This window comes from Paenibacillus lutimineralis (genome assembly GCF_003991425.1).
Lineage (GTDB): Bacteria > Bacillota > Bacilli > Paenibacillales > Paenibacillaceae > Fontibacillus > Fontibacillus lutimineralis.
Genome location: NZ_CP034346.1, coordinates 2,216,496 through 2,241,572 on the forward strand (window position 1 = coordinate 2,216,496; position 25,077 = coordinate 2,241,572).

Annotated in this window: 22 protein-coding genes; 13 read left to right on the forward strand and 9 right to left on the reverse strand. The window is 47.5% G+C overall.

Annotated features, from left to right (window positions below):
• Nucleotides 1-90 precede the first annotated feature (90 nt).
• A complete protein-coding gene (locus tag EI981_RS09190; RefSeq protein WP_068781950.1) occupies nucleotides 91-453 on the forward strand; it encodes an Asp23/Gls24 family envelope stress response protein in 363 nt (120 codons plus the stop codon).
• A gap of 113 nt (nucleotides 454-566) precedes the next feature.
• On the opposite strand, the gene ftsW is transcribed toward EI981_RS09190, so the two are convergent.
• Nucleotides 567-1,817, reverse strand: coding sequence for a putative lipid II flippase FtsW (ftsW, locus tag EI981_RS09195; protein ID WP_126997430.1), 1,251 nt, complete (start codon nucleotides 1,815-1,817; stop codon nucleotides 567-569).
• Between the two features lie 11 nt (nucleotides 1,818-1,828).
• A complete protein-coding gene (locus EI981_RS09200; RefSeq protein WP_126997432.1) occupies nucleotides 1,829-2,170 on the reverse strand; it encodes a YugN family protein in 342 nt (113 codons plus the stop codon).
• Between the two features lie 213 nt (nucleotides 2,171-2,383).
• Here EI981_RS09200 and EI981_RS09205 point away from each other — a divergent pair, with 213 nt between their 5' ends.
• Entirely contained in the window at nucleotides 2,384-3,550 is a 1,167-nt protein-coding gene (locus EI981_RS09205) for an amidohydrolase (protein ID WP_418789046.1), read from the forward strand.
• 39 nt (nucleotides 3,551-3,589) lie between these two features.
• On the opposite strand, the gene EI981_RS09210 is transcribed toward EI981_RS09205, so the two are convergent.
• The 4 genes from EI981_RS09210 to EI981_RS09225 form a co-directional block, all read right to left on the reverse strand.
• On the reverse strand, nucleotides 3,590-4,240 hold the full coding sequence (locus tag EI981_RS09210; RefSeq protein WP_126997434.1) for a lysoplasmalogenase: 651 nt from the start codon (nucleotides 4,238-4,240) through the stop codon (nucleotides 3,590-3,592).
• 253 nt (nucleotides 4,241-4,493) lie between these two features.
• Nucleotides 4,494-6,185 carry a SulP family inorganic anion transporter gene (locus EI981_RS09215; RefSeq protein WP_126997436.1) on the reverse strand — a complete coding sequence of 564 codons (1,692 nt, stop codon included), beginning with the start codon at nucleotides 6,183-6,185 and terminating at the stop codon, nucleotides 4,494-4,496.
• Nucleotides 6,186-6,394: 209 nt separating this feature from the next.
• The gene (locus tag EI981_RS09220) at nucleotides 6,395-6,715 is read right to left on the reverse strand and encodes an ArsR/SmtB family transcription factor (RefSeq protein WP_126997438.1); all 321 of its coding nucleotides are present in this window, start codon (nucleotides 6,713-6,715) and stop codon (nucleotides 6,395-6,397) included.
• Nucleotides 6,716-6,899: 184 nt separating this feature from the next.
• Complete coding sequence (locus tag EI981_RS09225) at nucleotides 6,900-8,435, reverse strand: flavocytochrome c (RefSeq protein ID WP_126997440.1); 1,536 nt, start codon at nucleotides 8,433-8,435, stop codon at nucleotides 6,900-6,902.
• A gap of 394 nt (nucleotides 8,436-8,829) precedes the next feature.
• Between EI981_RS09225 and EI981_RS09230 the strand changes: the two genes are divergently transcribed.
• The 9 genes from EI981_RS09230 (at nucleotide 8,830) to EI981_RS09270 (ending at nucleotide 17,973) form a co-directional block, all read left to right on the forward strand.
• Nucleotides 8,830-10,563, forward strand: a complete 1,734-nt coding sequence (locus EI981_RS09230; protein ID WP_126997442.1) for a DNA repair helicase XPB — start codon at nucleotides 8,830-8,832, stop codon at nucleotides 10,561-10,563.
• Nucleotides 10,560-12,383, forward strand: coding sequence for a helicase-associated domain-containing protein (locus EI981_RS09235; protein ID WP_126997444.1), 1,824 nt, complete (start codon nucleotides 10,560-10,562; stop codon nucleotides 12,381-12,383). The genes EI981_RS09230 and EI981_RS09235 overlap by 4 nt, the downstream gene beginning before the upstream one ends.
• 128 nt (nucleotides 12,384-12,511) lie before the next feature.
• Complete coding sequence (locus tag EI981_RS09240) at nucleotides 12,512-12,955, forward strand: YlbF/YmcA family competence regulator (protein ID WP_126997446.1); 444 nt, start codon at nucleotides 12,512-12,514, stop codon at nucleotides 12,953-12,955.
• A gap of 84 nt (nucleotides 12,956-13,039) precedes the next feature.
• On the forward strand, nucleotides 13,040-13,303 hold the full coding sequence (locus tag EI981_RS09245; RefSeq protein ID WP_068781941.1) for a YlbG family protein: 264 nt from the start codon (nucleotides 13,040-13,042) through the stop codon (nucleotides 13,301-13,303).
• 243 nt (nucleotides 13,304-13,546) lie between these two features.
• Nucleotides 13,547-13,984, forward strand: a complete 438-nt coding sequence (locus tag EI981_RS09250; RefSeq protein WP_126997448.1) for a hypothetical protein — start codon at nucleotides 13,547-13,549, stop codon at nucleotides 13,982-13,984.
• 145 nt (nucleotides 13,985-14,129) lie between these two features.
• Entirely contained in the window at nucleotides 14,130-15,035 is a 906-nt protein-coding gene (locus EI981_RS09255; protein WP_126997450.1) for a selenium metabolism-associated LysR family transcriptional regulator, read from the forward strand.
• 127 nt (nucleotides 15,036-15,162) lie between these two features.
• Nucleotides 15,163-16,032 carry a PHP domain-containing protein gene (locus EI981_RS09260; RefSeq protein ID WP_126997452.1) on the forward strand — a complete coding sequence of 290 codons (870 nt, stop codon included), beginning with the start codon at nucleotides 15,163-15,165 and terminating at the stop codon, nucleotides 16,030-16,032.
• Between the two features lie 318 nt (nucleotides 16,033-16,350).
• Nucleotides 16,351-17,175, forward strand: coding sequence for a Cof-type HAD-IIB family hydrolase (locus EI981_RS09265; protein ID WP_127004511.1), 825 nt, complete (start codon nucleotides 16,351-16,353; stop codon nucleotides 17,173-17,175).
• 102 nt (nucleotides 17,176-17,277) lie between these two features.
• Nucleotides 17,278-17,973, forward strand: a complete 696-nt coding sequence (locus EI981_RS09270; RefSeq protein WP_126997454.1) for a YdeI/OmpD-associated family protein — start codon at nucleotides 17,278-17,280, stop codon at nucleotides 17,971-17,973.
• A 20-nt stretch (nucleotides 17,974-17,993) separates the two neighbouring features.
• On the opposite strand, the gene EI981_RS09275 is transcribed toward EI981_RS09270, so the two are convergent.
• Entirely contained in the window at nucleotides 17,994-18,518 is a 525-nt protein-coding gene (locus EI981_RS09275) for a dihydrofolate reductase family protein (protein WP_126997456.1), read from the reverse strand.
• 73 nt (nucleotides 18,519-18,591) lie between these two features.
• Between EI981_RS09275 and EI981_RS09280 the strand changes: the two genes are divergently transcribed.
• On the forward strand, nucleotides 18,592-19,503 hold the full coding sequence (locus EI981_RS09280; RefSeq protein WP_126997458.1) for a helix-turn-helix transcriptional regulator: 912 nt from the start codon (nucleotides 18,592-18,594) through the stop codon (nucleotides 19,501-19,503).
• 64 nt (nucleotides 19,504-19,567) lie between these two features.
• Here EI981_RS09280 and EI981_RS09285 read toward each other — a convergent pair whose 3' ends face one another.
• Nucleotides 19,568-20,758, reverse strand: a complete 1,191-nt coding sequence (locus EI981_RS09285) for a coenzyme F420-0:L-glutamate ligase (protein WP_126997460.1) — start codon at nucleotides 20,756-20,758, stop codon at nucleotides 19,568-19,570.
• A gap of 367 nt (nucleotides 20,759-21,125) precedes the next feature.
• On the opposite strand from EI981_RS09285, the gene EI981_RS09290 reads away from it, so the two are divergent.
• On the forward strand, nucleotides 21,126-22,016 hold the full coding sequence (locus EI981_RS09290) for a LysR family transcriptional regulator (RefSeq protein WP_126997462.1): 891 nt from the start codon (nucleotides 21,126-21,128) through the stop codon (nucleotides 22,014-22,016).
• A 379-nt stretch (nucleotides 22,017-22,395) separates the two neighbouring features.
• Here EI981_RS09290 and EI981_RS09295 read toward each other — a convergent pair whose 3' ends face one another.
• Nucleotides 22,396-24,183: an Rqc2 family fibronectin-binding protein gene (locus EI981_RS09295; protein ID WP_126997464.1), complete on the reverse strand. Its 1,788-nt coding sequence runs from the start codon at nucleotides 24,181-24,183 to the stop codon at nucleotides 22,396-22,398.
• Between the last annotated feature and the right edge of the window lie 894 nt (nucleotides 24,184-25,077).

The window sequence follows — 25,077 nt, forward strand, 5'->3', positions numbered from 1 at the left end:
ATTATAATTCAAACAAATGATGCGGTCTATATTTGCTTTACTTGGTCTTACCATATAAAATATAAGTAGTAGGTTGAAGGAGGGATAACCATGACCGAGCAACTGCAATTGGATATGGGTATGATTAAAATTTCAGATGATGTTGTATCCAAAGTCGCGGGTATGGCCGCCTTGGAAACACCGGGTATTGCTGCAATGTCCGGAGGATTGTCCGAAGGCTGGGCAAAACGGTTGAGTGGTAAGAACGTGCAAAAAGGCGTTACCGTAGAGGTCGGTCAATTGGAAGCGGCGATCGATTTGCGGATTATCGTTCTCTATGAGACTCCAATCCATGAGGTATGCCGTATGTTGCAACAGAATGTGCGGGAAGCCGTTGAGAGTATGACCGGGCTTAAAGTTGTTGAAGTAAATGTGAAGGTTGAAGGTGTAGCTTTTAAAGACGATGAGGCATAACTGACAGATGATCAGAGTTATGGATTACATAGTTTTTGACGCTACCCGAGCGTTCAGAATTGAATTAGAAAAAGACTGCGGATTTCGATCCAGCAGTCTTTTTTTGAATGAAATTACATATTACGATTTCTGCGTTGATTCCGTTCGAATACACTCTCTTCCTTGACGACAACCGATTTGGTTCTCTCTTGCTTCGACGGAAGCGACGATTCTCTTGAAATGCTAAGTACGATCCCCATTGCTAGCATCATGACAACCAGCGAAGAGCCGCCATAGCTAATAAACGGCAAGGTTACGCCGGTAATCGGGATTGTACGGGTTACCCCGCCGATGTTAATGAAGGATTGAATGGCGATAAGTCCCATAATGCCAACGCCCAGTAATGTGCCAAAGGCGCTGGAGCATCTCAAGGAGACGAGCAGGCCCCTCCAAATGAAGTATAGATAGAAGAGCAGGAATAAAAACGTACCGATAAATCCGAATTCTTCACCAATGACGGAGAAAATGAAGTCATTGTAGGCATTCGGCAAATAATGCAGCTTCTGAATACCTTGTCCGAATCCGGTACCTGTCACTCCCCCGTGACCCATTGCAGTCAGGGATTGAATGAGGTTGTAACTCGTATGCTGAGGATCTGCCCATGGATCAATATACGCTTTGATTCGGTCCAGCTGATATTGGTTACCAGATTGAGCGGATTCGCTAGGGGGATTAATTTTGTTCCATAGCGATCCGATTCCTAGGACGATGCTGGCACCGAGAATCAAGAGTCCGATCGAACCGAGGATATGCTTCATGTTGGCACCGCCGGCGAGAATAATCAATCCGGCTGTAGCTACAAGGATCATACAGGAGCCCAAGTCCGGCTGCAGCATAATCAGTCCAGCGACGAAGCCGACAATGACCATGACGGGAATGTAGCCGGTCCTCAAATCTCGGAATCGTTCTCCCTTCTTGGATATTAGAGCTGCCAGATACATAATCGTCGTGATCTTGGCCAGCTCAGTCGGCTGGATGCCGAGTGAACCGATCTGGAGCCAGGAGCTGGCCCCATTAATCTTGTTCATGAAGGGAACGATCATCAACAGAATAATAGCTAGTATGAATATCGGTGCGAAGAGCTTGCGGAACTTCTCATAAGGAATATTCATCGTAATGAACATTCCGAAGATGCCAACCCCCGCAAAAATGATTTGCTTCTTCGTAAAATATAAGGGATTATAATTAAATTTCTCACTAAATTGAGTCACGCTGGAGCTGGAGCTAAACACCATGACAATCCCGAAACCAACGAGCAATAAAGTCAAAATAAGCAGCTGGAAATCGGGTGTTCCGCGTCTAGGCCTTTCTTGGCTGTCTTTCATCTATAGTTCGCTCAAGCCTCGAGCAGTTCCTTTAGCTCGGTTAGTTTGCTATTGGCTGTCTTAATCACTTGTGCCGGAATTTCCGATTCATACTCGAGACCGTGCGGGAAGGTAGCCCGCCCCATATATACGGCTTCGATAGCCAGAACCGCGTCAGGTCGCTCCAGTTTGCCTTCAACGGCACGTGTATTAATTCGGAGGTAGTAGTCATCATTGTTGAATTCAATTTTGTAATCGTATGTAGCACGGTAATATTCCCATTGCCAGCGGATGAAGCCGACTTTCTCAGCGGATTCGTCCAAGTAAGCTAAATCGCTTTTTAATCCGTCTAAACCCGTATTTTCAACAATCATCGTCCAATATGCCCCCTTAAAAGTTCTCCTCTCATGATATTATGTTTCTACTACTTACGCAAGGTTTGATCAACACTGCTCATAGGGGCTGCTGCAGCTTTCTTGCCCAGCCTAGTATCCGAATAAACGGATCTTCTGCTACAATATAACTTAAATATTTTGCAATGTTTAAACGGATAACTTTTTGATATCTTACAATAAGGAAGTGATTCGGTGGAGCTGGGAGATTTGGAGAAGCTGTTTGGAGCGATGGTAGAGCGAAGAAGACATCTGCACCGCCATCCGGAGTTGTCGTTCAAAGAGAAGGAGACATCTACATATGTGGCAGGTATTTTGAAGGAACTTGGGATAGAGGTCACGGAAATAGGCGGGGGTTACGGGCTTGTTGGCCGACTGCGCGGCGCTTTACCAGGTATGACGATCGCACTTCGTGCCGATATGGACGCTCTGCCTATCCAGGACGAGAAGGAGTGCGAGTATGCCTCCCAGGTCCCAGGAGTGATGCATGCCTGCGGTCATGATGGGCATACCTCAGTGCTGCTGGCGGTTGCTGAATATTATAGTGAGCGTCTGCAGGAGCTTCGCGGGGAGATCCGCCTCCTGTTCCAGCCTGCTGAGGAGACCTGTCCCGGCGGAGCGGTAGATATGATTGAAGCCGGGGCACTGGAAGGCGTTGATGTGATCTATGGCGTGCATCTCTGGACACCGCTGCCGCTCGGTACGGCAGCAAGCGTTGCCGGGCCAATGATGGCTTCGGTGGATGACTTCATCATCGATATCCAAGGGCGCGGAGGTCATGGGGGGATGCCACATAAGGCGGTGGACAGTGTTGTCGCTGGATCGTCGCTTGTGATGCAGTTACAGAGCGTGGTTAGCCGCTCAGTAGATCCGCTACAACCGGCTGTGGTAACCATCGGATCGATTCAAGGCGGAACGGCACAGAACGTTATTGCCGATCGCTGCCGTCTATCCGGGACAGCCAGATGCTTCGATGAGTCTACAAGACAGGTGATCCGTGCACGAATCTATGCTCTGGTAGAGGGGATTACCCATTCCTATGGTACTGAGGCTCACATCCACTATATAACTGGCTATCCTAGCTTGGTCAATGATGAAGCGGAATTTGGCCGCTTCAATCGGTCAGTCGGCAAGGTGACTGGATTAAAAGGAGAGACCGCAGTGCGAATCATGCCGGCAGAGGATTTCGCCTATTATTTACAGCTTGTCCCGGGCTGCTTCGTGCTCGTTGGTGCCGGCAATGAAGAGAAAGGAATTATATACCCGCATCATCATCCAAGGTTTGATATTGACGAAGGAGCTATGCTGCATGCCGCAGCCCTAATGGTCTCCATGGCGGAGACTTATCAGGATGAACATTAATCTAGTTCAACACAATGTGTTGCTATTACAGCCTCGCCCTTAACGGGCGAGGCTGTTCGTATTAGAAGCATCGGTTCGCTGACCCCTCTGGCCAACACTGTTTGCTATTAAGAATTGAGCCGTGTAGTACGTCAACATAATCAACACACCGGAGTAGGTAACATCAGAGACGAATTTGTTCCAGGCTAGGATAGAATCCGAAATAATAAATAGCGTACTGCCAATCATAGACCATATATTTCCGCTCATGATGGAGAACCACCCCATCGACAGGATGATGAGCAAGTAGATCATGACGGGAATAATTAGCCCCTCGTTGTCGGTGTTCTGCATGGCTCGGACCAGCTGGTTCGCCATAATTCCCGCATAGATCAGAAACGGAATAATCGTACATAATCGGATCCAGGAGAATTTCCACTTCGTGATGAAAGCGGCGGTGTAGAACAGATGCCCAATCAGGAAGGCCGATAGTCCGATGACAAAATGGCTAAGCAGACCATCTCCTAGCATGCAGAAGAAAAGCCCAGTAATCACAAGCAGGACATAACGCTTGTCGAGCCGAGATCTGTGCAAATAAGCGTACAGCAGAATCAGCCACATCGGAGTCAGCTTGAAAATAAGAGCAGAGCTCACGAAGATGTAGATCAGCCCCATGATGAGAATGAGTGCGGCCAGCGTTCTTTTGAACATATGGAGACCTCCGGATCATTAATGATCATAAATCCTCTATTAGATATATATTTAAGCGAGGGCGTGAACAGTATAACAATTCAGATAGACAATCGCCAAATGAAAAATGTCGTCCCATTCAAGCTCCTGTGATGTGATATTCTTCTGAGATTCAGCGGTTTACATATGAAAAAGCGTCCGATATCCTCTGATGGAGGATATCGGACGCTTTAAGGAGTACCAAGAGATTATGATTGCTTAACTGATCGCGCACTCAGGAAAGGCGCAGGGATTGTAAATTATCAAATTTGTCTTGCTTCAATCTCTCTAGTGAGAAGGTAATTGCTTCGTTCACATGCTCAAAGAAATGTTCTCCGCCGATCGTATAATACAGCCCGTTATGGATCAAAGTCTCTTTTACATGAGGCGGCAGTCCGGCGATCAGCAGCTTGCCCCCTTGAGCTCTGAATTGATGGATGATACTGCGGAAATAAGCCTCGCCCGTCGTATCGATGAAGGGGACATTGCCCATTCGCAAAATGAGAAATTTCGGCTGTTGCTTAATATAGCTGGCGACCGTCTCGTGGAAATCCTGAGCTGCCCCAAAAAATAAAGGACCTTCCACAGTATATATACTAATGGTTGAACTGCTGCTGGATTCATTCCATAGCTGGGTGATCTTCTCGCGCTTCTCGCGGAGATGATTCGGCAGCGATTTTTTGACCGTCACGCTTTCACTCATTTTCTTGGTGAATAGAAGCAGGGCAAGGCCAAGACCGACTTCGACGGCGATGGTCAGGCTTGTAAGAACGGTAAGCAGGAAGGTGACGACAAGAATCAGCGAGTCCCCGGATTTCATCTTGAGAATATGCTTGAAGTGAGCCCGCTCACTCATATTCCAAGCAACGATCATAAGGATTGGCGCCATACTTGCTAATGGAATTCGCGAAGCAAGCGGGGCCAGGAGCAGGAGGGTCAGAAGAACAAAAATTCCATGAATCACACCGGACACCTTGGAGGTTGCTCCACTCTTCACATTTGCTGCCGTACGGGCAATTGCGCCAGTAGCAGGAATCCCACCGAATAGTGGGGTAATGATGTTGGCGATCCCTTGGCCGATCAGCTCACGGTTGCTATTGTGCTTCGTATTGGTCATACCATCAGCGACTACCGCAGATAATAGCGATTCAATAGCACCCAGCATGGCAATCGCAAAGGCTGGACCGATCAAGAGCTGAAGGGTATCCCAACTAAAGGACGGTATTTGGAATTTAGGCAATGTACTTGGTATGACTCCGAATGTCGACCCAATGGTCGGTATACGGCCAGAGAATAGCCACCCGGCAATTAGACTGGATACGATGATTCCGACGAGAGGTGCCGGTATTCTGGGCATCACACGCGGCATAATGATCAGAATCGCCAGGCAGATCACCGCCGTAATCACGCTGTACATATTTATCGTATCAATATGGATAGTAATTTCCTTCATATTCGCGATGAAGGTCTCATGTTTCTCGATATCGGTAAGCCCCAGAAAGTTGGCGATCTGGCCTGTGAAGATAATAACGGCGATTCCGGAGGTGAAGCCGACCGTTACAGGCCTCGGGATGAATTTGATTAACGACCCTAATTTGAATATACCCATAAGACATAAAATGATTCCAGCCAGTATGCCGGCGATCAGCAAATTCTGATAACCGTAGGTAAGGACGATCCCGAGCAGGATCGGCACGAAGGCACCTGTTGGCCCTCCGATCTGGAACTTGGAGCCGCCGAATATAGAGATCAGTATGCCGGCGATGCAAGCTGTGTAAATCCCGTACTCCGGTTTCACGCCAGATGCGATCGCGAAGGACATAGCAAGTGGAATCGCAATAACGCCGACAACAATGCCGGCGATTAAGTCTTTTTGTAATTGCTTGAGTGAGTATTTCTTGAAAATACCCGTAAACAGAGTATTCACAACTGAGCCTTCTTTCTTATAGATCGTGTTCAAAAAGGCCGGTTTTCAGCACCGAGAAGGTTGGATGAAGCTCGGGATTGAGGAGCGTAGCGTAGGCAAAACCTACGTGAGCACCGGAAGGCCCGGCTGAATTCAAGATTCGATGTCGATATACCTCTTGATTCACTTCGTGATCAAAAGCGGACTTTTTGAACTACCTCTTAAATTGTTCAATCCTGGTCTTCGTAAATGGAAATAATGTGGATCAGATGATTGTTGAAAATATCTTTGGTAATCGCTAATAAATCGGCGACCATAGGGTCGACTAGAGAATACATGACTTGCTTGCCTTGCTTGACTCCGACCACGATATTTTTGGCCCGCAAAATACTAAGCTGCTGGGATACGGCCGAGCCTTCGCTTTCTAGCAAGGTCTGTATTTCGGTAACGCTTCTTTCTCCTTCACATAGCAGCTCCAGAATACGAATGCGAAGCGGATGGGCCAACGCTTTGAAGAATTCAGCCTTGAACGCTTGCAATTGGGTATTCATAGAATTCCCCCCACCTTCCAAATCTTTTTGAACAACCTCTTTAATAATTCATATATTCAAATATCTTGATATATTATACTATCATGAAGTGTGAAAGTATGCCATGGGTGATTTCACAAAGAATAAATAAAAGGGCTCGAAAATCAATTTTGATTTTCGAACCCTATGCTATATTGTTAATTTCTTATTGTGCTTGAACGTATTCTGCCGATTTGACACCTGCTTGACGGCCGAAAATAATGATTTCGGCAACGGAGTTACCACCGATCCGGTTCTCGCCATGCAATCCGCCGACAACTTCCCCAGCTGCGAATAAGCCTGGGATTGGTTCCCCGTCTTTATTAACAACTTCGGTGTTGGTATTGATCTTTACACCACCCATGGTGTAGTGAATTCCAGGGCCGATTTTGATCGCGTAGAACGGTCCCTTGGACAAGTCATTATCCATACCGGTTGTTCTGCCGAATTCAGCGTCATTCTTGTCCTTCACGGCATTGTTCCATGTATCGAGTGTCGTCTTCAATTGATCCGCTGGTACTCCCATTTCTTGAGCTAGAGCTTCGATCGAATCGCCAGCAATGACAAAGCCCATCTTTTCATATTGATCAATCGCTTTCGCACGGGATTTCACGCCGGAATCGAATACAAGGTAAGCCGATTTATCGGCCAATTCGTTAATGGCTGCTGTTACTTTATCACGTGTATCCAGTTCATTGACAAAGCGTTTGCCTTCGTTCGAGACGAGGATCGAGCCCTCACCGCGTACCACTTCCCCGATCAGATACGATTTATCTTGCTGTACTGTCGGGTGAACCTGGATTTGATCCATATCCACGGTAGTACCGCCGAGCTCTTCAATCATTTGAATGCCATCGCCAGTGCTGCCTTCTTGGTTCGTAGTAACGAGGCCTTCCAAGTCTGGGCGAACCTTTGAGATCATATCCATATTGGAGCCATAGCCACCGGTCGTTACAACGACAGCGTCCGCAGTAATGGTCTTCTCATCTTTTTCGTCAAAGAGAACTTTAACGCCGTTTACTTTGCCGTCTTTTTCAGTAATTTCCTTCACATTTGCATTAACGAACAGCGGAATTTCCTGTTCTTGGACATTCTTCAGCAGTCCGTTGGCAACGTATTGTCCAACCGCTGATCCATCTTCAGGACGGTGTGTGCGTTTCTCACCCATGCCGCCGGTAATCGTAATATTATTCAATCGAATTCCGATGGAATCCAACCAATCGATTGCGCTGGCTGAATTGTCCACGAAGAAACGAAGCAATTCTTTGTTGTTGGTGCCATGACCACCTTTTAAAGTTTCCTCATAAAATAAATCATTGCTGTCTTCAATCCCTTGTTCCTTCTGGAACTTCGTCTCAGACGCGTTCATACCCGAAGAAGCCTTAAGCGTATTCCCGCCGGCAACCGGCATTTTCTCAAAAATAACAGGGTTCAAGCCTTTGCTCTTGGCTTCAAGTGCGGCAGACATGCCCGCGCCGCCCGCACCGACAATGATGATATCGTATTTGTCCTGGAGCTGATCCAGTGGTGTGTAAGTCGTTTTCGATGCGCCTGAGACAGCTTCATTGCCTGCGGCCTCTTCTTTTTTGGTGTCGTTCTGTCCTTGATTGTCTTTCTTGTTCTGGTTCCCGCTTCCGCAGCCCGCGATGACGAGTACGAAAGATAGCATGAGAATCAGGATTGTTGCAGCTTTCTTCTGCATGATTTTAACCCCTCCATTTTCTATTTCTAGTAGAACTTAAAGATGCGCATAAAAAAGGAGAGTGTAACTTGAAATGAGAAGTGGAAGATCAGTTCTTCACGGCCTCATTTCATTTCGGTTATCCCCTCCTTCGTTTGCATTTGGCTCTTTAAGATCCCCTTTATTGTAATATAGGATAAGGATAGAGATAGTGATTTTATTCACAAACTTTGACATACAATATATGACAAACCGTTTGGAGGTTAGTTCATCTCTTGTTATGATAATAGTTGTTGTTATGAACAGTTTCGTCTTTTTTCAGAGGGATTGGAGATGCTATTACTTAGGAGATTGTCACTGGGAGTGAGAAAAGTTTCTGGTGGGTGAGAATAAATAATGAAGGAAGGTGCAGCGCTTGAATACAGCTGGAGCATGTATTGTACAGAGGGACGGTACGGTATTGCTGGAGAAGAATCATCCCGGCTTTGAAGAAGCGCGGGCACAACTAATTCTGATTGCTGAGCTGGTGAAGAGTCCGGCTAATTATCATACATACCGTATTACTCCTCTATCGCTATGGAATGCGGCTGCCGGGGGGAAGACTGCGGCAGAGATAGTGAATACTCTGGAGTCGATATCTCGGTGGGCGCTTCCTCCAGCCGTGATCTCAGATATTCAGGTGACGGTGTCGAGGTATGGAAAATTGAAGCTACTCCCTGCCGAAGGCGAAAAGGGGATGCTACGGCTGGAGGGTGAGGAGGAAGAGATCCTTCGCCAGTTGGAGCTGGAACCCAGCTTGTCGTTCTTTGGACTGGCTCGCATCGATGATCTGCGAATGAAGCTCCCGGCCGCCTATCGCGGCAGCGTAAAACAAGAATTGGCTCGTTTGGGATATCCAGTGCTCGATCAGGTTGGGTATCATGATGGTCAATCGCTCTCTTTTGCCTTGAGAAATGTTGCTTCGAATGGGGCTGAGTTCAAGCTAAGGCCGTATCAGGAGCAAAGCGTCGCCGCATTTGCACGGGATCAAGAGCAAGGCTCAGGGGGCAATGGCGTGCTTGTGCTGCCCTGTGGGGCGGGTAAGACGGTGATTGGTCTTGCTTCTATGGAACGGTTCCAATGCGAGACTTTGATTCTAACCTCAAGCGTAACCTCGGTACGGCAATGGATCGCTGAACTGCTGGGCAAGACGACGCTCACGCCGGACATGATCGGTGAATATTCAGGGGAGAAGAAGCAGGTTAGAGCAGTTACTGTGTCTACCTATCAAATATTAACGCATCGCAGTAAGAAGGAAGACGGCTTCAAGCATATGGGGCTGTTCAATGAACGGGATTGGGGCCTGATCATTTATGATGAGGTACATCTGCTGCCAGCGCCAGTATTCCGCGCTACAGCGGATATTCAGGCTACCCGGCGTCTGGGGTTGACTGCCACCTTAGTGCGTGAGGACGGTCAAGAGCGTGATGTCTTCTCCTTGATCGGACCCAAACGCTACGAAGTACCGTGGAAAGAGATGGAGGAGCGCGGGTACATCGCTACGGTGCTATGTCGGGAGATCAGGGCCGCGATGCCGCCCGCTCTTCAGGAACGCTATCATCTTGCCGGAGCACGGGACAAGTTCAGGATTGCAGCGGAGAATCCACATAAAATTGCTGTGTTAAAGGAGCTGTTAAAGCGTCATGCTGGACGGCAAATTTTGATCATCGGCCAGTATTTGCAGCAACTGCGCCAGGTTGCAGATGAACTGGATATCCCATTGATCACCGGAAGGATGCCGCAAGATGAACGAGAGAAATGCTTCCAAGCTTTTCGCAATAAACAAATCTCGGTACTGGCTGTTTCGAAGGTAGCCAATTTTGCTATCGACCTGCCGGACGCTGCAGTAGCCATTCAAATCTCGGGTAGCTTCGGCTCCAGACAGGAGGAAGCGCAGCGGCTTGGCAGAATTTTGCGTCCGAAGGAGGACGGGGAGACCGCGTATTTCTACACACTCGTCTCGGATGGAACTCGTGAACAGGAATTTGCCGCGCGCAGACAGTTGTTCCTCATCGAACAAGGATATGAATATGCGATCATGATGGAACGAGGGGACAATCATATCGAGTCCGTTGGCTCCGGAAGCATCGAGGGGGTATCGGAAGCATGATCGAAGCAATAATTCGGAAATTTGCCGGTTCTCCGTTCACATTGAGCAAATTGAACACAGCGGCTGTGGATAGAATAAGCGGGGCTGAGCTGCGGGCAGCTTTGCCAGATATGCTTCTTAAGGGGCAGGTTGCCGCCGTCAAAAAGTCCTGGGGAGACAGGCTTTACTATATTCCAGGGGATGTATTATTTAACTACTGGAGCCATTGGAGTAGCCTTGATTCTGCTCGGATGGTACCTGGTAATATCACTTTGGTGCAGGCTGCCAAGCGTGGTCTTGTGTCAGATTTGTTCCGCAGCCTGAGTTGGATCGCTCATCATGGGCTGCCGCTTACGGCAAAAGGAACAATTCACCAGAAATCGCTGAATAAATGGTTGGAGCAAATCGAGCTCGCGGAGAAGGATCTCGTAGGGCTTGATTTACGCTACCCCCATCAGGAAGCATATCCGGCTCGTGCCGCCGTTCTGCTCGATATGCTGCTAGTGCTGGGGGTGATCCGCAAGGAGCGGGGTTCCTGGAGCCTGAATGCTCATGAGTTGTCCGTCTGGTTAAGCCGTTCTGCACAGCAGATGAATGATATGCTGCTTCATGAGGTATTGCTTCGCTATGTGCCTGATGATGTTACTCTGTCGCATTTCGCCTTCCGGCTGATCGCAGCTGATCTGGTAGAGGGACAATGGTATTCTTTACAGGAAGTTTGCGTATCACTAACAGAGCAGAGAATGCTCCCCGGTGAGTTGCCGGAGGATAAGCAGCTATGGATGAGAAGCTGGCTGGAGGCACTCAGCGGATTGGGCTGGCTGGATCTTGGCGAGAACAGGGAAGGAGAGCTTGTATTTCGCTGGAGTGTGAAGCCATTTTCCCACCAGAATAGCGAGTCCCAACTTGGCGCCGAGGAACTTTTCTATATTCAGCCGGATTTTGAGATTATCGTACCGCCGGAGGTTTCCTTCCGGGTACGTTGGGAGCTTGAGCTGTACTGCGAGAACGTAACGATGGATGTCATGTCTATTTATCGGCTTAGCCGGACCAGCATAGCTGCCGCCACGCAGCAAGGAAGAACGGTCGAGGAAGCAATTGATTTCCTGCACAATGGCTCGGCTGGCATTCCTGATAATGTCCTTCTGTCGTTGAAGCAATGGGCCAAAGAGATGGGCCGGACTTCTCTTGCCGAGGTTCAGCTGCTTCGCTGCAAGGACGAGGAGGCGGCTGGCAGGATCGCAGCTCATCTGGAGCTGATGGGGGTGTTGGAACCAATCGGTCCGCTCGCCTTCATCGTAGATCCGAATCAACGGAATAAGGTGGAGAAAGTGCTAGAGGAACTAAGTCTAGCACCGCCTAGACCGGGCCTTGGCCAATCACCGCAGCTGCAATATATACGGCTGGAGACCGCTGCGGAGATAGCGAAGCAAGAAGCTGCTCCTAATCGAGATTTAGCCGACCAACCAGCCTGGATATACAATGGCCGCGATTACCAATTCTATGAACGGGACATATCAATACCAAAGCGTGATCAATTGTTCCCGGGAATGCAGGATATTCCCGGAGTGTGGTTGAAGGAATTAAGGAAATACCATCCTTCTACTGCGCGGAAGATCGCCCAGCAGGCTCTAGAATGGGATACGAAGATCATACTGCGAATGGACGAGCAGCTGGTGGAATTGATTCCCGAGCGGCTGGAGGGAGATGAGAATTGGCATATTCATGGTCTTCTCATGAATCCAGATATGAATGGGAAGGACTTGAAAACGGCACTGCGCCAAGTTTCTCTTGGGCCGGAGCAATGGGAAGAGATGCGAATTCTTCTACCGAAAATATAAGACCCTTTTCGCTCAGGTAGAGAGTATGATATGATTATTTCGTCGACTATAGTCAATGAAGGAAATCGCAGTAGTGCGGATGAAATGACTTGGCGGCACATAATTGCATAGAATCGAGTTGATCATTCATGAGCGTAACAGAGCGAGTTACGGTTGATATGGCCGAAGTGCTAACATACGCCTATGAATTGGGCGATATGATAAATAACTCTACCGCCGTCTCCGATTATTTATATTGGAAGCAACGTGTAGAGGAAAGTGCGGAGATTCAGGCTCTTGTCCGGAAGCTGAACGCACAAAAAGAACTGTTCGAGGAGACTCAGCGGTTCGGACATTTCCACCCCAACTATCATGAAGCAAAGGATCGGGTTAAGGCGGTGGAGCTTGAACTGGAACAGTGGGAAGCAGTAAGTAAGTTCAAGGTGGCCGAAGCTGAGCTGGATGGTATTCTGTATCAAATGTCTGAGATCATTGCCTATTCGGTCTCTGATACGATTAAGGTGCCAAGCAATGATCCGAATCCTTCATCCGGATGCGGTTGCGGGAGCGGCGGGAAATGCAGCTGCGGATAACGGCTGTAATAAGCAACGATTGAAGGTTGCCATGCTTGAAGCGGTGTGGCAGGCTGCATAGAATCAATCGAAAGGAGAGGAAGCATGTTTCCGGAGCGTACAGGCTACATTATTTGGGTAAACGATTTGAAGGCGGCTAGAAATTTAGAGAAATACGGGAGCGTGCACTACTTATCCCGGCGGATGCATTATGTTGTTATGTATGTTAACGCGGAGCGTGCCGAGGATACAATCAAGAATATTCGCCGTCTTCCTTATGTGCGCAAAATCGAGCGCTCGTATCGTAACGAGATTAAAACGGAATACAGTAAAGATGTTCCGGATAAGACACAATTCTACGGCTTGTAGGATTGGAATGTGATCTGAAATGTGGTTCTAAATAGAAGATTTATAGAAGCAGCGGCAGGTTCATGCCGCTGTTTTTTATTTTGTCAATAATTCAGAAAAACCAATAATAGTATGAAAGATCTACACCCTTTTACCTTATTCTCTTATTTCATCCAGTTACCTGCCTTGTAGAATTATAGGTTATAATGTAATATAATAGGCAAATATACATAGTTATAAAGTCCTATCAATGCGAGGTGCGGCATGAGAGACAAGGCTACAGAACGGTGGGGAACCTATGAAGCTTTCCATGTTCCTCTGGGCGATAAAAGAATCGCTGATATCGTGATAACCAATCATGCCAAGGTCAGGTACGAGGATCGTATTAAGGATACCAAGGCCCGGTATGAAGATATTGCTCTTTGGCTGTGGGAACGCCTAAAGCAAGGGCGGGTAACCCCTTATTATAGAAAAGAAGAAGACGTGTATCTTGTGGATGATGACATCGTCATGGTCGCTGAATTCAGTGAGTTAACCGGAGAATTCGATCTAGCGGGTCGACCGCTGCATCGTATGATCATCGTGACCTTTCTTGGCTTGATGTCGGAGACGATTGAACTTCGTGATTTGAAATCGTATTATTCCTGGCTTCGCCATTCGCGGCGTATGACCTTGATGAAGAATAGCCGTAAGCGGAAATAAAGTTTTATGTCGCAGGAGACGGTCAACTGTATACGCTTACGGAACAGATTTAGTGGGAGCCATCCTATTGGTAGTAATACTACCCAGGGACGGCCCTTTTTTTGTTATGTGCTCCATGCTATTGTAGGAAAGGGGGGGATCAGCGGTGGCTTTAAATTTTCATCAACTACATATTTTTTATACCGTCGCCGAACGGGGGAGCTTCTCGGCGGCAGCCCAGGCGCTGCATATGACACAGCCCGCGGTAACGATGCAGATTCAATCGCTGGAAGATTACTTCGGCAGTAAGCTGCTGGTGCGCTCCACGAAGAGAGTTGAACTTACAGAGGCAGGCCAGACACTGTATCCTTATGCGAAGCGAAGTATCGAACTGATGCGGGATGCCGAGAAGGCGATGTCCCGGCTTAACTTTATGTTGGAGGGCAGGCTGCAGCTGGGAGCCAGTCTCACGATCGGGGAATATGTACTTCCGAGGCTGCTAGGTCCTTTTGCCAGCCAGTATCCTCATATTTCGATTGCACTCAAAGTAATGAATACGACACAAATCATCGATGAGATCGTCGGTCATCAATTGAATTTTGGATTAGTAGAAGCACCGATTCATCATCCGGATCTTAGCTTTGACCCTGTGATGGAGGATGAGCTGAAGCTGATCGTGCCAGCAGAGCACCCATTGGCAGGACGGGAGCGGGTGACACTCCACGAAGTAGTCAGTTATCCATTCGTATTAAGGGAGAAGGGCTCGGGAACACGTCAGGTGATGGAATCGGAGCTAATGCATAGAGGTTTTGAGCCGGATCGGATCGAGTCCGTGATGGAACTGGGAAGTACAGGGGCGGTAAAGTCTGCCGTGGAGGCAGGGATTGGCATTACGATTATCTCCCCTTCCTCGGTGAAGCATGAACAAGCGCTCGGGTTACTGAAAGTGGTCAATATTGAAGATGCAGAGTTTAAGCGGCAATTTTACTCGGTGCATTTGAAGTCGGCTTTGCTGCCAGTTCCGGCGGTTACTTTTCTCACTTTTTTGAGAGAATATGGACAGCGGCTGTAGAGGCTAGTTTCTAAAACTGCTGTTTTCCGTTTATTTAGCCGCCCTCTATTTCCTTTAGAACTTAGGTGAAGGAGGAAATGCGGGCCGAAATGGATATAGATTATATTTGCGAGGATGTGCTTCCTTAATGAAGGAGACCAATGAATCTAGATATGATTTACATACTCATAGCCGTGCATCGGACGGGATGAACACGCCGGAAGAGAATGTGAAGTTAGCAAAGGAGAAAGGACTGGCTGGTCTAGCGGTTACTGACCATGATACCGTGGCCGGAATCGCTGCGGCTCAGATAGAAGGAGAACGGATAGGGGTTCATATCATTCCGGGTGTGGAGATCAGCACCCAGGCAGCAGGCAAAGATATTCATGTGCTCGGTTACTATCTAAATGTTGAGGACTCCGTTCTGCTGGAGAGGTTGGCTGGACTGCGTGCAACACGTGATGCCCGCAATGAGCAGATTATCCGTAATCTTCAAGGCTTGGGCCTGTCGATCACGCTGCAAGAGGTTATCGATGGTCTAGGTCGCAGCCTGCGCCCGGATGAGAGCTTGGGACGCCCACATATTGCAGATGCGTTGGTGCACAAAGGTTATGTCCGTGATATGCGCGAGGCCTTTGATCGGTATTTGGCTGAAGGGAAACCCGGCTATGCAGCTCAGCCAAGAATATCACCGCAGCAGGCGATGGAATGGATTCGCGAAGCTGGCGGCGCTCCGGTGATCGCCCATCCTGGCTTGTACGGGGATGACGAGCTAGTCCGTACAATTATTGAGGCTGGAAGGCCTGCCGGAATCGAGGTATATCACTCGGACCATGGGCACGCGGAGGAACAACGATATTTAGCGATCGCTAATGAATATCATCTGATTTCCACTGGGGGCTCGGACTATCATGGCGTCAGGCAGGGTGTTGTGTTCCATGGCGATCTTGGCAGCCGTTTCGTTACAGAGGAGACGGTGGAACGACTAAGGCAAGCTGTCCAACAATTGAGAGGGTAAATGCCAGTGATATCTGATATAGTAGAGATTATTACTCTATCAGAACCATATGCCGTGACTTCACGTGATTAGCTACATGTTTTGCTTCTAACGGAACTATAGATCGTTATTACCTCAAAAATAGCGGCAAATGAAATCTAACGAAACACCATATCGTTATTTGGGAGAAAACCAGCCTGTGAATCTTTAATTGGCTTCAATAACGATACCCCGTTTCGTTAAAAATTTTGGTCGCCCATTTTGGTCCAAATAACGATACCAAGTTTCGTTATGGGCACAAGTTTATTTGAACTACCTCTATAAAAGGATGGCTGTATGATGACATATAAAATGATAGTACTAGATTTAGATGATACTCTGCTTCGCGATGATGGGACGATCTCGCCCCGCAACAAGCAAGCGCTAATGGCTGCGCAGGAGGCAGGCGTAAAGGTTGTACTGGCATCGGGGAGACCTACTTATGCAATGAAGGCACTGGCCGATGAATTGGAGCTGGAGCGGTTCGGGAGCTATATTCTATCGTTCAACGGAGCGAAGATTATTAATTGGAAGACGCGAGAGGAGCCATTCAGCAGCACGCTGGCCCCAGAGACAGCTCACGCTCTTTATGAGATGAGTATTCAAGAGGGCGTATCAGCGCTAACGTATGTCGGCGATGATATTGTGACGGAGCAGGTGAATGAGTATACCCATATTGAAGCGCAAATTACTGGAATGAAGATTGCTGAGGTGCCAAGCTTCATCGAGGCCGTTCAAGTCCCGGTTGTGAAGGTGCTAATGGTTGAAGATCCGGACAAGCTTGTACGGGTTGAAGAGAAGCTGAAAGCCAAGCTGACAGGAAAATTGAACGTGATGCGTTCGAAGCCATTTTTTCTCGAGTTCACGGAGAATGGTGTCAATAAAGGAACCAGCCTGAATCATTTGATCAAACAGCTGGGAATTGAGCGCTCAGAAGTGATCGCGATGGGCGATGGATATAACGATGTAGCGATGCTTGAATTTGCCGGTCTAGGCGTTGCTATGGGCAATGCGCCTAAGGAAATTAAGCAGTTGGCCGATTATGTCACAGATACGAATATGAATGATGGCGTGGCTCAGGTTGTGGAATCATTTATTCTGAATGACCTGATACCAACGACATAACGCATACCAACATATGCAAATGCTCCCCGGTTTATGGGGAGCATTCATTTTAGGGTAATATAGAATGTACACTGTACAAGTAGGAGAAAGTGAGGAAGTAGAATGTCGAAATCCATTGTAGAAAAGCTGAATCTGCATAAGTACGATCGGGTTGCGGTGTTGAATAAACCGGAAGACACGGAGTATTTGGAGGAGTTAAGCGGTTATGATACAGTGCTTGAGGATCAATCATATGATCTTATATTCGCATTTGTATTAGAAATGAAGTCGCTGCAGGAACTAGTTACCCACGTGATTGAACATCAGAATCTCCGTAGCGGAGGTTATCTCTTTGTTGCTTATCCCAAGAAAGGCAATAAGGTCTATCCGACATACATTCATCGGGATGATCTGTTCCCAAGCCTTGGCAGTGATGAGGAGGGGTATATCGGGACAAGCACGATAAAATTCGCCCGGATGGTGGGGCTGGATGACGTCTTTACCGTCGTTGGATTTAAAGAGGATGCTAAAGGAAAATACAAGAGCAAGAGCAAGGGCAGCCCATCCGCAAAATCAAGTCAGCGAGTGGACGACTACATCGCATTCATCCCTAACGTGGAAAAGGACCTGAAGGATACCCCGGAGCTGCTAAGCTTCTATCGTTCGCTAACTCCGGGATACCGTAAAGATTGGGCACGTTATGTCTACAGTGCGAAACAGGAAGAGACGGTGGCGAAGCGCCGCGTGGAGATGAAGATGATCCTTCAGGCTGGTTACAAGACCCGCGAGCTATACCGCCAATCCCAAGCCCAATCTTGATTCTGTTATGAACCTGCTGCCTAGGCTGTATAGATTAACGAGACAAATTGCCCCATTTGCTCTATATGCTTTAAACGAAGAGTGCTTGGGACCGTTCCCTGGGGAAACAGCGGGATGCCTTCTCCGAGGATCTTTGGGGTAACGGTAATATAGAGTTCATCCAGTAAACCAGCTTCCAAGAAGGCCGCAACAAGCTGTCCGCCGCCGACAAGCCAGACATCGCCTTCCGAATCGGCTTTTAAGCGTGGGATCAGAGTGTCTAAGGCCTCATTCGTAAATGTTACGTGTGGGGCCGGAGGTTGCTCCGTCCTGGACAGGACATAACATGGTTTATCTGCATATGGGAACTCATCGGACAGCTTGAGTACTTCGTCATACGTAAGCCGCCCCATTACCACCGTACCTACTGTACTGTAAAATTCGTTATACCCATTATCACCTCCGTCTCCTTCCACATCAAACAGCCAATCGACGGCACCGTCATTTCTGGCAATATAACCATCCAAGCTCACCGCGATGTATAACACGACTTTATTGTTTTTCATTTGCTATCGCTCCTTTCTATGGACTATGTTACATTATAATTATGACAAAACTTGACGTAATTAGGTGAGGCGAATGAATCAACGCAGACTAATGATTATGCGTCTATTGGACGCCAGAAAGAAATTTACAGCTCGTGAACTGGCTGAACGATTTGACGTATCAGTCCGAACCATTCAGCGGGATCTCGATTATTTACAGCAACTGGGCTTTCCCTTATACACCGAGGTGGGTGCCAACGGCGGCTATCGGGTTCTGCCGAACCGGATTTTGCCACCTTTGCAGCTTACCGAGCATGAAGCGTTCGGCCTGTTCATGATGATGGAATATTTGCAGCAGGTTCCTGACTTTCCTTACGGTTCCATTCGCGAACAGCTGTCTGATCACTATTTCTCCAGCTTGCCAAGTGATGTCCAGGATCGGATTACCAGAATGAGTCAGCATATTGCTTTTTTACAAAATCACTCCAAGCAACCGGAAGCCCTGACAACACAGATCATCCATGCGGCTATGGAGAAAAAACAGATTAAATTCACTTACGCATCACGCAGCGGGCTGAAGGAAATAGAGGTTTACCCAATTGGCATTTATTACGAGCATGGCTACTGGTATATGCCGGCTCAGAAGCGTGAGCGGGTGCTGTTATACCGGCTTGACCGAATGCAGAGCTTGGCAATCCTCCACCAAACGGATACTTCTGTCCCAACACTGAAGGAATGGCTAATCTCAACCGATGATAGGGAGAAGATAGAAGTGACGGTGCGGTTTACCGATTTCGGGGCAAGGCTGGCCCAATCAGATATTCTTTTCAAGTTGATGAAGGATTATGAGTGGAGGGGATCGGTTCCACCGGAGGAATTCCCGTTCATGGCTCGTAGGCTGCTCGCTTACGGTCCCGAAGCGGAGGTTGTCCAGCCAAAAGAATTACGGGAGCTTGTGGGGGAATTACTGGAGAGTAGCTTAGCCCCATATCGGCAGGATTTCTGAAGCTCTGAATGGTCTATTGCACAAAAGAACCGTCCGGCGTATAAACACCGGACGGTTCCGTTTATTATTTCGTGTAATTGTCGAAATAGCCTTGAATATAGATGACAGGCGTACCTTTGTCGCCGCTGCCTGAGGTCAGGTCGGACAGGGAACCGATCAGGTCGGTAAGCTTTCTTGGCGTGGTGCCTTGCGATTCCATGGCTCCAACAAGATCGGATTCTTTATTGTTAATGTACTCGGCGATCGCTTGCTGCAGTTCTTCCCCTCTCAGATGAGAGAAGTTATTATCGGCCAAGTACTTCAATTTAACTTCGTTCGGCGTTCCGTCCAGACCCGCAGTGTAAGCTGGGGATACAACCGGATCGGCAAGCTCCCAGATCTTGCCTACAGGATCTTTAAAGGCACCGTCTCCATAGACCATAACCTCTACCTGTTTCCCGGTCTTGTCTTTGAGTACGGATTGAATCTTATCTACAATGGGCTGACAGTTACGCGGGAAAAGCTTCACGCTGCTCTCGGTGGATTTATTGGAGCCAAGCAAGCCGTAAGACTCATTAAACCCGCTGCCGTCCACAGATTCTGCTAGGATATTGTCCAGGCTGAAGACTTTCTCAGCACCATTTGCTTTTAGGATCCGCTTCGTTCTAAATCTTGTGTGAATATCGCAAGTCAAGACGCTCTTCGTGTAATTCAGAATCGTCTTCGGATTATTCGAGAAGACAACTTCACATTCAATGCCGTATTCTTCAATCAGCGATTTATAATAGTCGATGTAATCCACACCGGTAAATGTATGCTTGTTATATCCGAAATGTTCGCGGAATTGCTGTTCGGTTAGAACATCCGTCCATGGATTGACTCCTTTTTCATCGAGCAGGTCCAGATCGACCAGGTGATTGCCCACTTCGTCAGAAGGGTAGCTAAGCATCAATACGACTTTCTTGGCGCCTTTGGCAATGCCCCGTAGACAGATGGCAAAGCGATTACGGCTTAGAATGGGGAAGATAACTCCGATCGTATCATCTCCAAATTTAGCGTTAACGTCCTTCGCGATATGATCGATTGTCGCATAATTGCCTTGGGCACGCGCTACAATCGATTCAGTGATCGTCACGATATCTTTATCGCTAATGTCAAAGCCTTCGATTTCGGAAGCCTTCAGTACGCTGTCCACGACGATATCTTCAATGCTGTCTCCCTGATTGATGATCGGGCAGCGCAGTCCTCTAACCACAGTTCCTACTACTCTTTCCAATAGTATCGCTCCTTGTAAGCTATATTAGAAGTAGTTCAAAAAGTCCTCTTTTGATCACGAAATAAATCAGGAAGCTTACCCGGCATCGAATCTTGAATTCACCCGGGCCTTCCGGTGCTCACGTACCCACTACGTACGCTCCGCTCCTCAGACCCTAGCTTCATCCAACCTTCTCGGTGCTGAAAACCGGACTTTTTGAACTTGCACTATAAGTTGAATCCCATATTCAGCTCATATAGTGATGTCCTCTATATGTAGAGGTTGTTCAAAAATTCGCAATCTTTTTGAACCTACACTTGTAATATACAATGTAATAGTGATATAAGTAAAATTAATATATCGAATGTCGGGTATAAGGGATGGTTATATGTCGAGCAAGCTGGATTTATATAAAATATTTTGCAAAGTCGGAAAAAGCGAGAGTTTCTCAAAAGCAGCCAGAGATTTGTACATGACACAGCCGGCGGTTAGCCAGGCGATTATGCAATTAGAGAGCGAGTTAGACATTCGCTTGTTCAATAGAACGCCCAAAGGGGTGTCTTTAACTAATGAGGGCAGTCTGCTGTTTGAATATGTGAACTCGGCGATCAATTTGATTCAGGCCGGGGAAGAGAAAATCCAGGATTTCAAGAATTTGACGATAGGCGAATTGAAGGTTGGTGTCGGGGACACGATCTCCCGTTATTTTCTGCTTCCGAAGCTGGAGACTTTTCATAGTCAATATCCCAATATTAAATTTAAAATTGTGAACGGGACAACTCAGGAGCTATGCTCGATCTTAAAATCTGGCGAGGTTGATATCGCGGTCTGCAACTTTCCGCTTGCGGATTCAACGCTGGAGCTCCGGCCTTGCTTCAACATCCATGATATATTTGTGTGTGGGGAGAAGTATCGGCAGCTTCTGTCCGGTCCGGTGAGCCTGGAGGAAGTTGTAAAGCAGCCGTTGATATTGCTTGAGAAAAATTCCAATTCCAGACGATATGTGGAGGAGTACATTCGGTCTAAGGGGATTCAGATTGCCCCGGAGTTTGAACTTGGTTCCCATGACCTTCTGCTTGAATTCGCCAGGATCAATCTAGGAATCGCCTGTGTGACGAAGGAATTCTCCCAAGAGTACTTGAAGAAGGGGATCCTGTATGAGGTGCCGTTAAGCGAAGTGATTCCTCGCAGAAGTATCGGGGTATGTTCATTAAAAGGTGTGCCTTTATCGATTGCTGCCAAGAAATTCGTAGAAATTATCGAGGATCAACAGTTCTGATCGAAGCAGACCGATCCGGTCGGCTTCGAGAAGGAGATCGTCTTAAAGGCGATGGATGAATTCATTAAATATCGTCAGGATAATGGCTATGATAAATTGGTGGAAGAGAGAAACAAACAAATCGAGGCTAACGAGAAGAAGCTGGACTAATCTGGATTAAATAATATAAGAAGAGGACTCTCTATTGAGGGTCCTCTTCTTGTGTACGCCTCAGTGTAGTTTAATTGCAGAAAGTACAGTTAAATGATTGGCAGTCTCTGTCAGTGGCGATGTAGTTGTAAATATATGATCTGCTTTTTTACGTTTTTAAGTGTGTTTTATGCACTTATTTTACTTGGGCTCGCTGGGCTAATTGTAAATTCGAAAGGAAACTAGCAGGTTAATTTCTCACCACATTAGGCATCTTCTTGATCATGTGCTCATCCGGAGTAACGAACAGAGTCTTCTGATGATCATAGATCACAAATCCTGGCTTAGCCCCGCTTGGCTTGCGAACATGGCGGATCAGCGTGTAGTCGACCGGTACACTGCTGGATTGCTTAGCCTGGCTGTAGTATGCAGATAATTGCGCCGCTTCGTTAAGCGTCGCTTCACCGTAGGAGTTACTGCGGATCAGCACGTGCGAGCCGGGGATATCCTTCGTATGCAGCCATGTATCGTTCGCATTGCCGACCCGGTTCGTTACGTAGTCATTCTGCAGATTGTTCTTGCCTACGTAGATTTCAATTCCTTCGGAAGAAGTATAGACATGCAGTGTCGGCTTGTCGTTTTTCTTCTTCTTTTTCATCTTCTTGCTCCGATCGCGCAGATATCCTTGCTGTACCAGCTCTTCGCGAATTTCGTCAATATCGTCGAGTGTCGCGTGGGAGAGCTGCTGTAGCAGCTGCTCCATATAGCTGATCTCCTCGCGGGTAATCTTCATTTGTTCATCGATGACCGTCAGACTGTTCTTGTATTTATTATATTTCTTAAAATAACGCTGGGCATTCTCCGATGGCGTCAGCAGTGGATCGAGATCAATCGTCACGGTTGCCTGGTTCTCATCGTAGTAGTTGATCAATTCTACGGCTTTGTCTCCCTTATGCATCAGGTGCAGGGAGGAGAACAGCAACTCGCCCCTAACGCGGTATTGTTCGGCATCTCCGGCTTCGGCCAAGTCCTCTTCCAGCTTGGACATTTTCTTAATATTTTTGCTTAGTTCATTGTGCAGGAAGCGCAGCAGATCGCTGGTCTTCTGCTTCACCGTATCTCTTAACGCCTTGTCGCCGTAGTATTCTTCCATGCAGTCGCTAATGGAATCATAGGTGCGCAGATTACTCTGGATCAGCGTGAGCTTCACGGCAGAGAATACACTCTTCCCTTTGGCATTCTCGCCGGTAACCGGTTCATAGTGATGCTCGCGAATTTGCGCCATCAGGTCGGCGAAAGAGCTCCAGAGTGCAGTCGCTTTACCCATTGTCATCTCGTGAGAAGCATTGTTATCTGCGGCTACTCCTGCAGAGTCTTCCTCTGCCTTGCTTGCCCTCAGACATATCTCCTCAGCGATAAGTGGGCTAAGTCCACTAAAGGTGGATACAAGCCAGCTCTTATCCGAGGTCCCGATCTCAGCCTGCTGATAGGCATCCATGAATTGCTCCTTCACAATCTCAAGCGGATGCAGCTTATTCTGCTGCGGAGGCTCTGTATAAGCGAATCCGGGCATGACGATCCGGTAGCTGCTGATTGCCGGGGTTACATGGTGAATTCCGTCCAGCTGTGTTCCCGATGCGGGATCGAGCAGAATAATGTTGCTGTGCCGTCCCATTAATTCAATGATGATGCGCTTCAAGGATTCATCCCCAAGCTCATCGCGTTGCCGAATGTCGATATGGATTATCCGTTCCATTTCTTGCTGGGTAACGGCTTCGATGACGCCGCTCTCACAATGCTTGCGTAGTAGCATGCAGAACATCGGAGCTTCCAGCGGATTGGGGAAGGATTGCTCGGTCATTTGCACCCGGGGATATGTCGGGTTGGCCGAGAGCAGCAGGCGCCGGTTGCCTCCTCTTGAGCGCAATTGAATAATAATGTCGTTATCCGTAGGCTGATGTATTTTATTGATGCGTCCACCTACACAAATCTGTAGTTCGTGAACGATGGAGTGCGTTACGATTCCGTCAAGTGCCATACCATGTAATCTCCTGTCTAATAAGGTAGTTCAAAAAGTCACTTTTGATCCCGAGGTAACTCAGGGAAGAGTACTCGCCATCGAATCTTGAATTCAGCCGGGCCTTCCGGTGCTCACGTACAAACTACGTACGCTCCGCTCCTCATGCCCTAGCTTCATCCAACCTTCTTGGTGCTGAAAACTGACTTTTTGAACATTCATCTAAATAGGTAGTTCAAAAAGTCACTTTTGATCCCGAGGTAACTCTAAGGAGTATATTCGACATCGAATCTTGAATTCAGCCGGGACTAAGTAGATGCTTACGAAGTCATGTTTCCTCCAGAAACATCTCAGGTGCGCACGTACAAACTACGTATGCTCCGCTCCTCATGCCCTAGCTTCATCCAACCTTCTTGGTGCTGAAAACTGACTTTTTGAACATTCATCTAAATAGGTAGTTCAAAAAGTCACTTTTGATCCCCGGTGTAACTCTAAGAAGTATATTCGACATCGAATCTTGAATCCAGCCGGGCCTTCCTCTAACGAAACAGGGTATCGCTATTTGAGCCCAAAAGGGCTGTCAAAAATTTTAACGAAACAGGGTATCGTTATTGAAGCAAATTAAGGGCTTAACGTCTGAATTTTCCCAGAATAACGATATGGTGTTTCGTTAGATTTTATTTGCCGCTGTTTTTGCGGAAATAGCGATCCGTAGTTTCGTTAGACGGATACGTTCAACGCTGAAAAATCGACTTTTCTGAACATATCCTTATTTCTTCAATTTCTTGCTCCTCTCTATGATGCCATAACTGCAGCAAAAACTTAAGAGCTTCTTCTGTGATAATTTGGGACTGGCCGGAATACATTTACCCTAGGTGGAAAAGCCTCACGCTGTTATCGCACTAAATACGGGAG

Coding starts and splice junctions, on each gene's coding strand:
- EI981_RS09190 (WP_068781950.1), top strand. CDS start 91: ATGACCGAGCAACTGCAATTGGATATGGGTATGATTAAAATTTCAGAT.
- ftsW (WP_126997430.1), bottom strand. CDS start 1,817: ATGAAAGACAGCCAAGAAAGGCCTAGACGCGGAACACCCGATTTCCAG.
- EI981_RS09200 (WP_126997432.1), bottom strand. CDS start 2,170: ATGATTGTTGAAAATACGGGTTTAGACGGATTAAAAAGCGATTTAGCT.
- EI981_RS09210 (WP_126997434.1), bottom strand. CDS start 4,240: ATGTTCAAAAGAACGCTGGCCGCACTCATTCTCATCATGGGGCTGATC.
- EI981_RS09220 (WP_126997438.1), bottom strand. CDS start 6,715: ATGAATACCCAATTGCAAGCGTTCAAGGCTGAATTCTTCAAAGCGTTG.
- EI981_RS09225 (WP_126997440.1), bottom strand. CDS start 8,435: ATGCAGAAGAAAGCTGCAACAATCCTGATTCTCATGCTATCTTTCGTA.
- EI981_RS09235 (WP_126997444.1), top strand. CDS start 10,560: ATGATCGAAGCAATAATTCGGAAATTTGCCGGTTCTCCGTTCACATTG.
- EI981_RS09240 (WP_126997446.1), top strand. CDS start 12,512: ATGAGCGTAACAGAGCGAGTTACGGTTGATATGGCCGAAGTGCTAACA.
- EI981_RS09245 (WP_068781941.1), top strand. CDS start 13,040: ATGTTTCCGGAGCGTACAGGCTACATTATTTGGGTAAACGATTTGAAG.
- EI981_RS09250 (WP_126997448.1), top strand. CDS start 13,547: ATGAGAGACAAGGCTACAGAACGGTGGGGAACCTATGAAGCTTTCCAT.
- EI981_RS09260 (WP_126997452.1), top strand. CDS start 15,163: ATGAAGGAGACCAATGAATCTAGATATGATTTACATACTCATAGCCGT.
- EI981_RS09265 (WP_127004511.1), top strand. CDS start 16,351: ATGACATATAAAATGATAGTACTAGATTTAGATGATACTCTGCTTCGC.
- EI981_RS09270 (WP_126997454.1), top strand. CDS start 17,278: ATGTCGAAATCCATTGTAGAAAAGCTGAATCTGCATAAGTACGATCGG.
- EI981_RS09275 (WP_126997456.1), bottom strand. CDS start 18,518: ATGAAAAACAATAAAGTCGTGTTATACATCGCGGTGAGCTTGGATGGT.
- EI981_RS09280 (WP_126997458.1), top strand. CDS start 18,592: ATGAATCAACGCAGACTAATGATTATGCGTCTATTGGACGCCAGAAAG.
- EI981_RS09290 (WP_126997462.1), top strand. CDS start 21,126: ATGTCGAGCAAGCTGGATTTATATAAAATATTTTGCAAAGTCGGAAAA.
- EI981_RS09295 (WP_126997464.1), bottom strand. CDS start 24,183: ATGGCACTTGACGGAATCGTAACGCACTCCATCGTTCACGAACTACAG.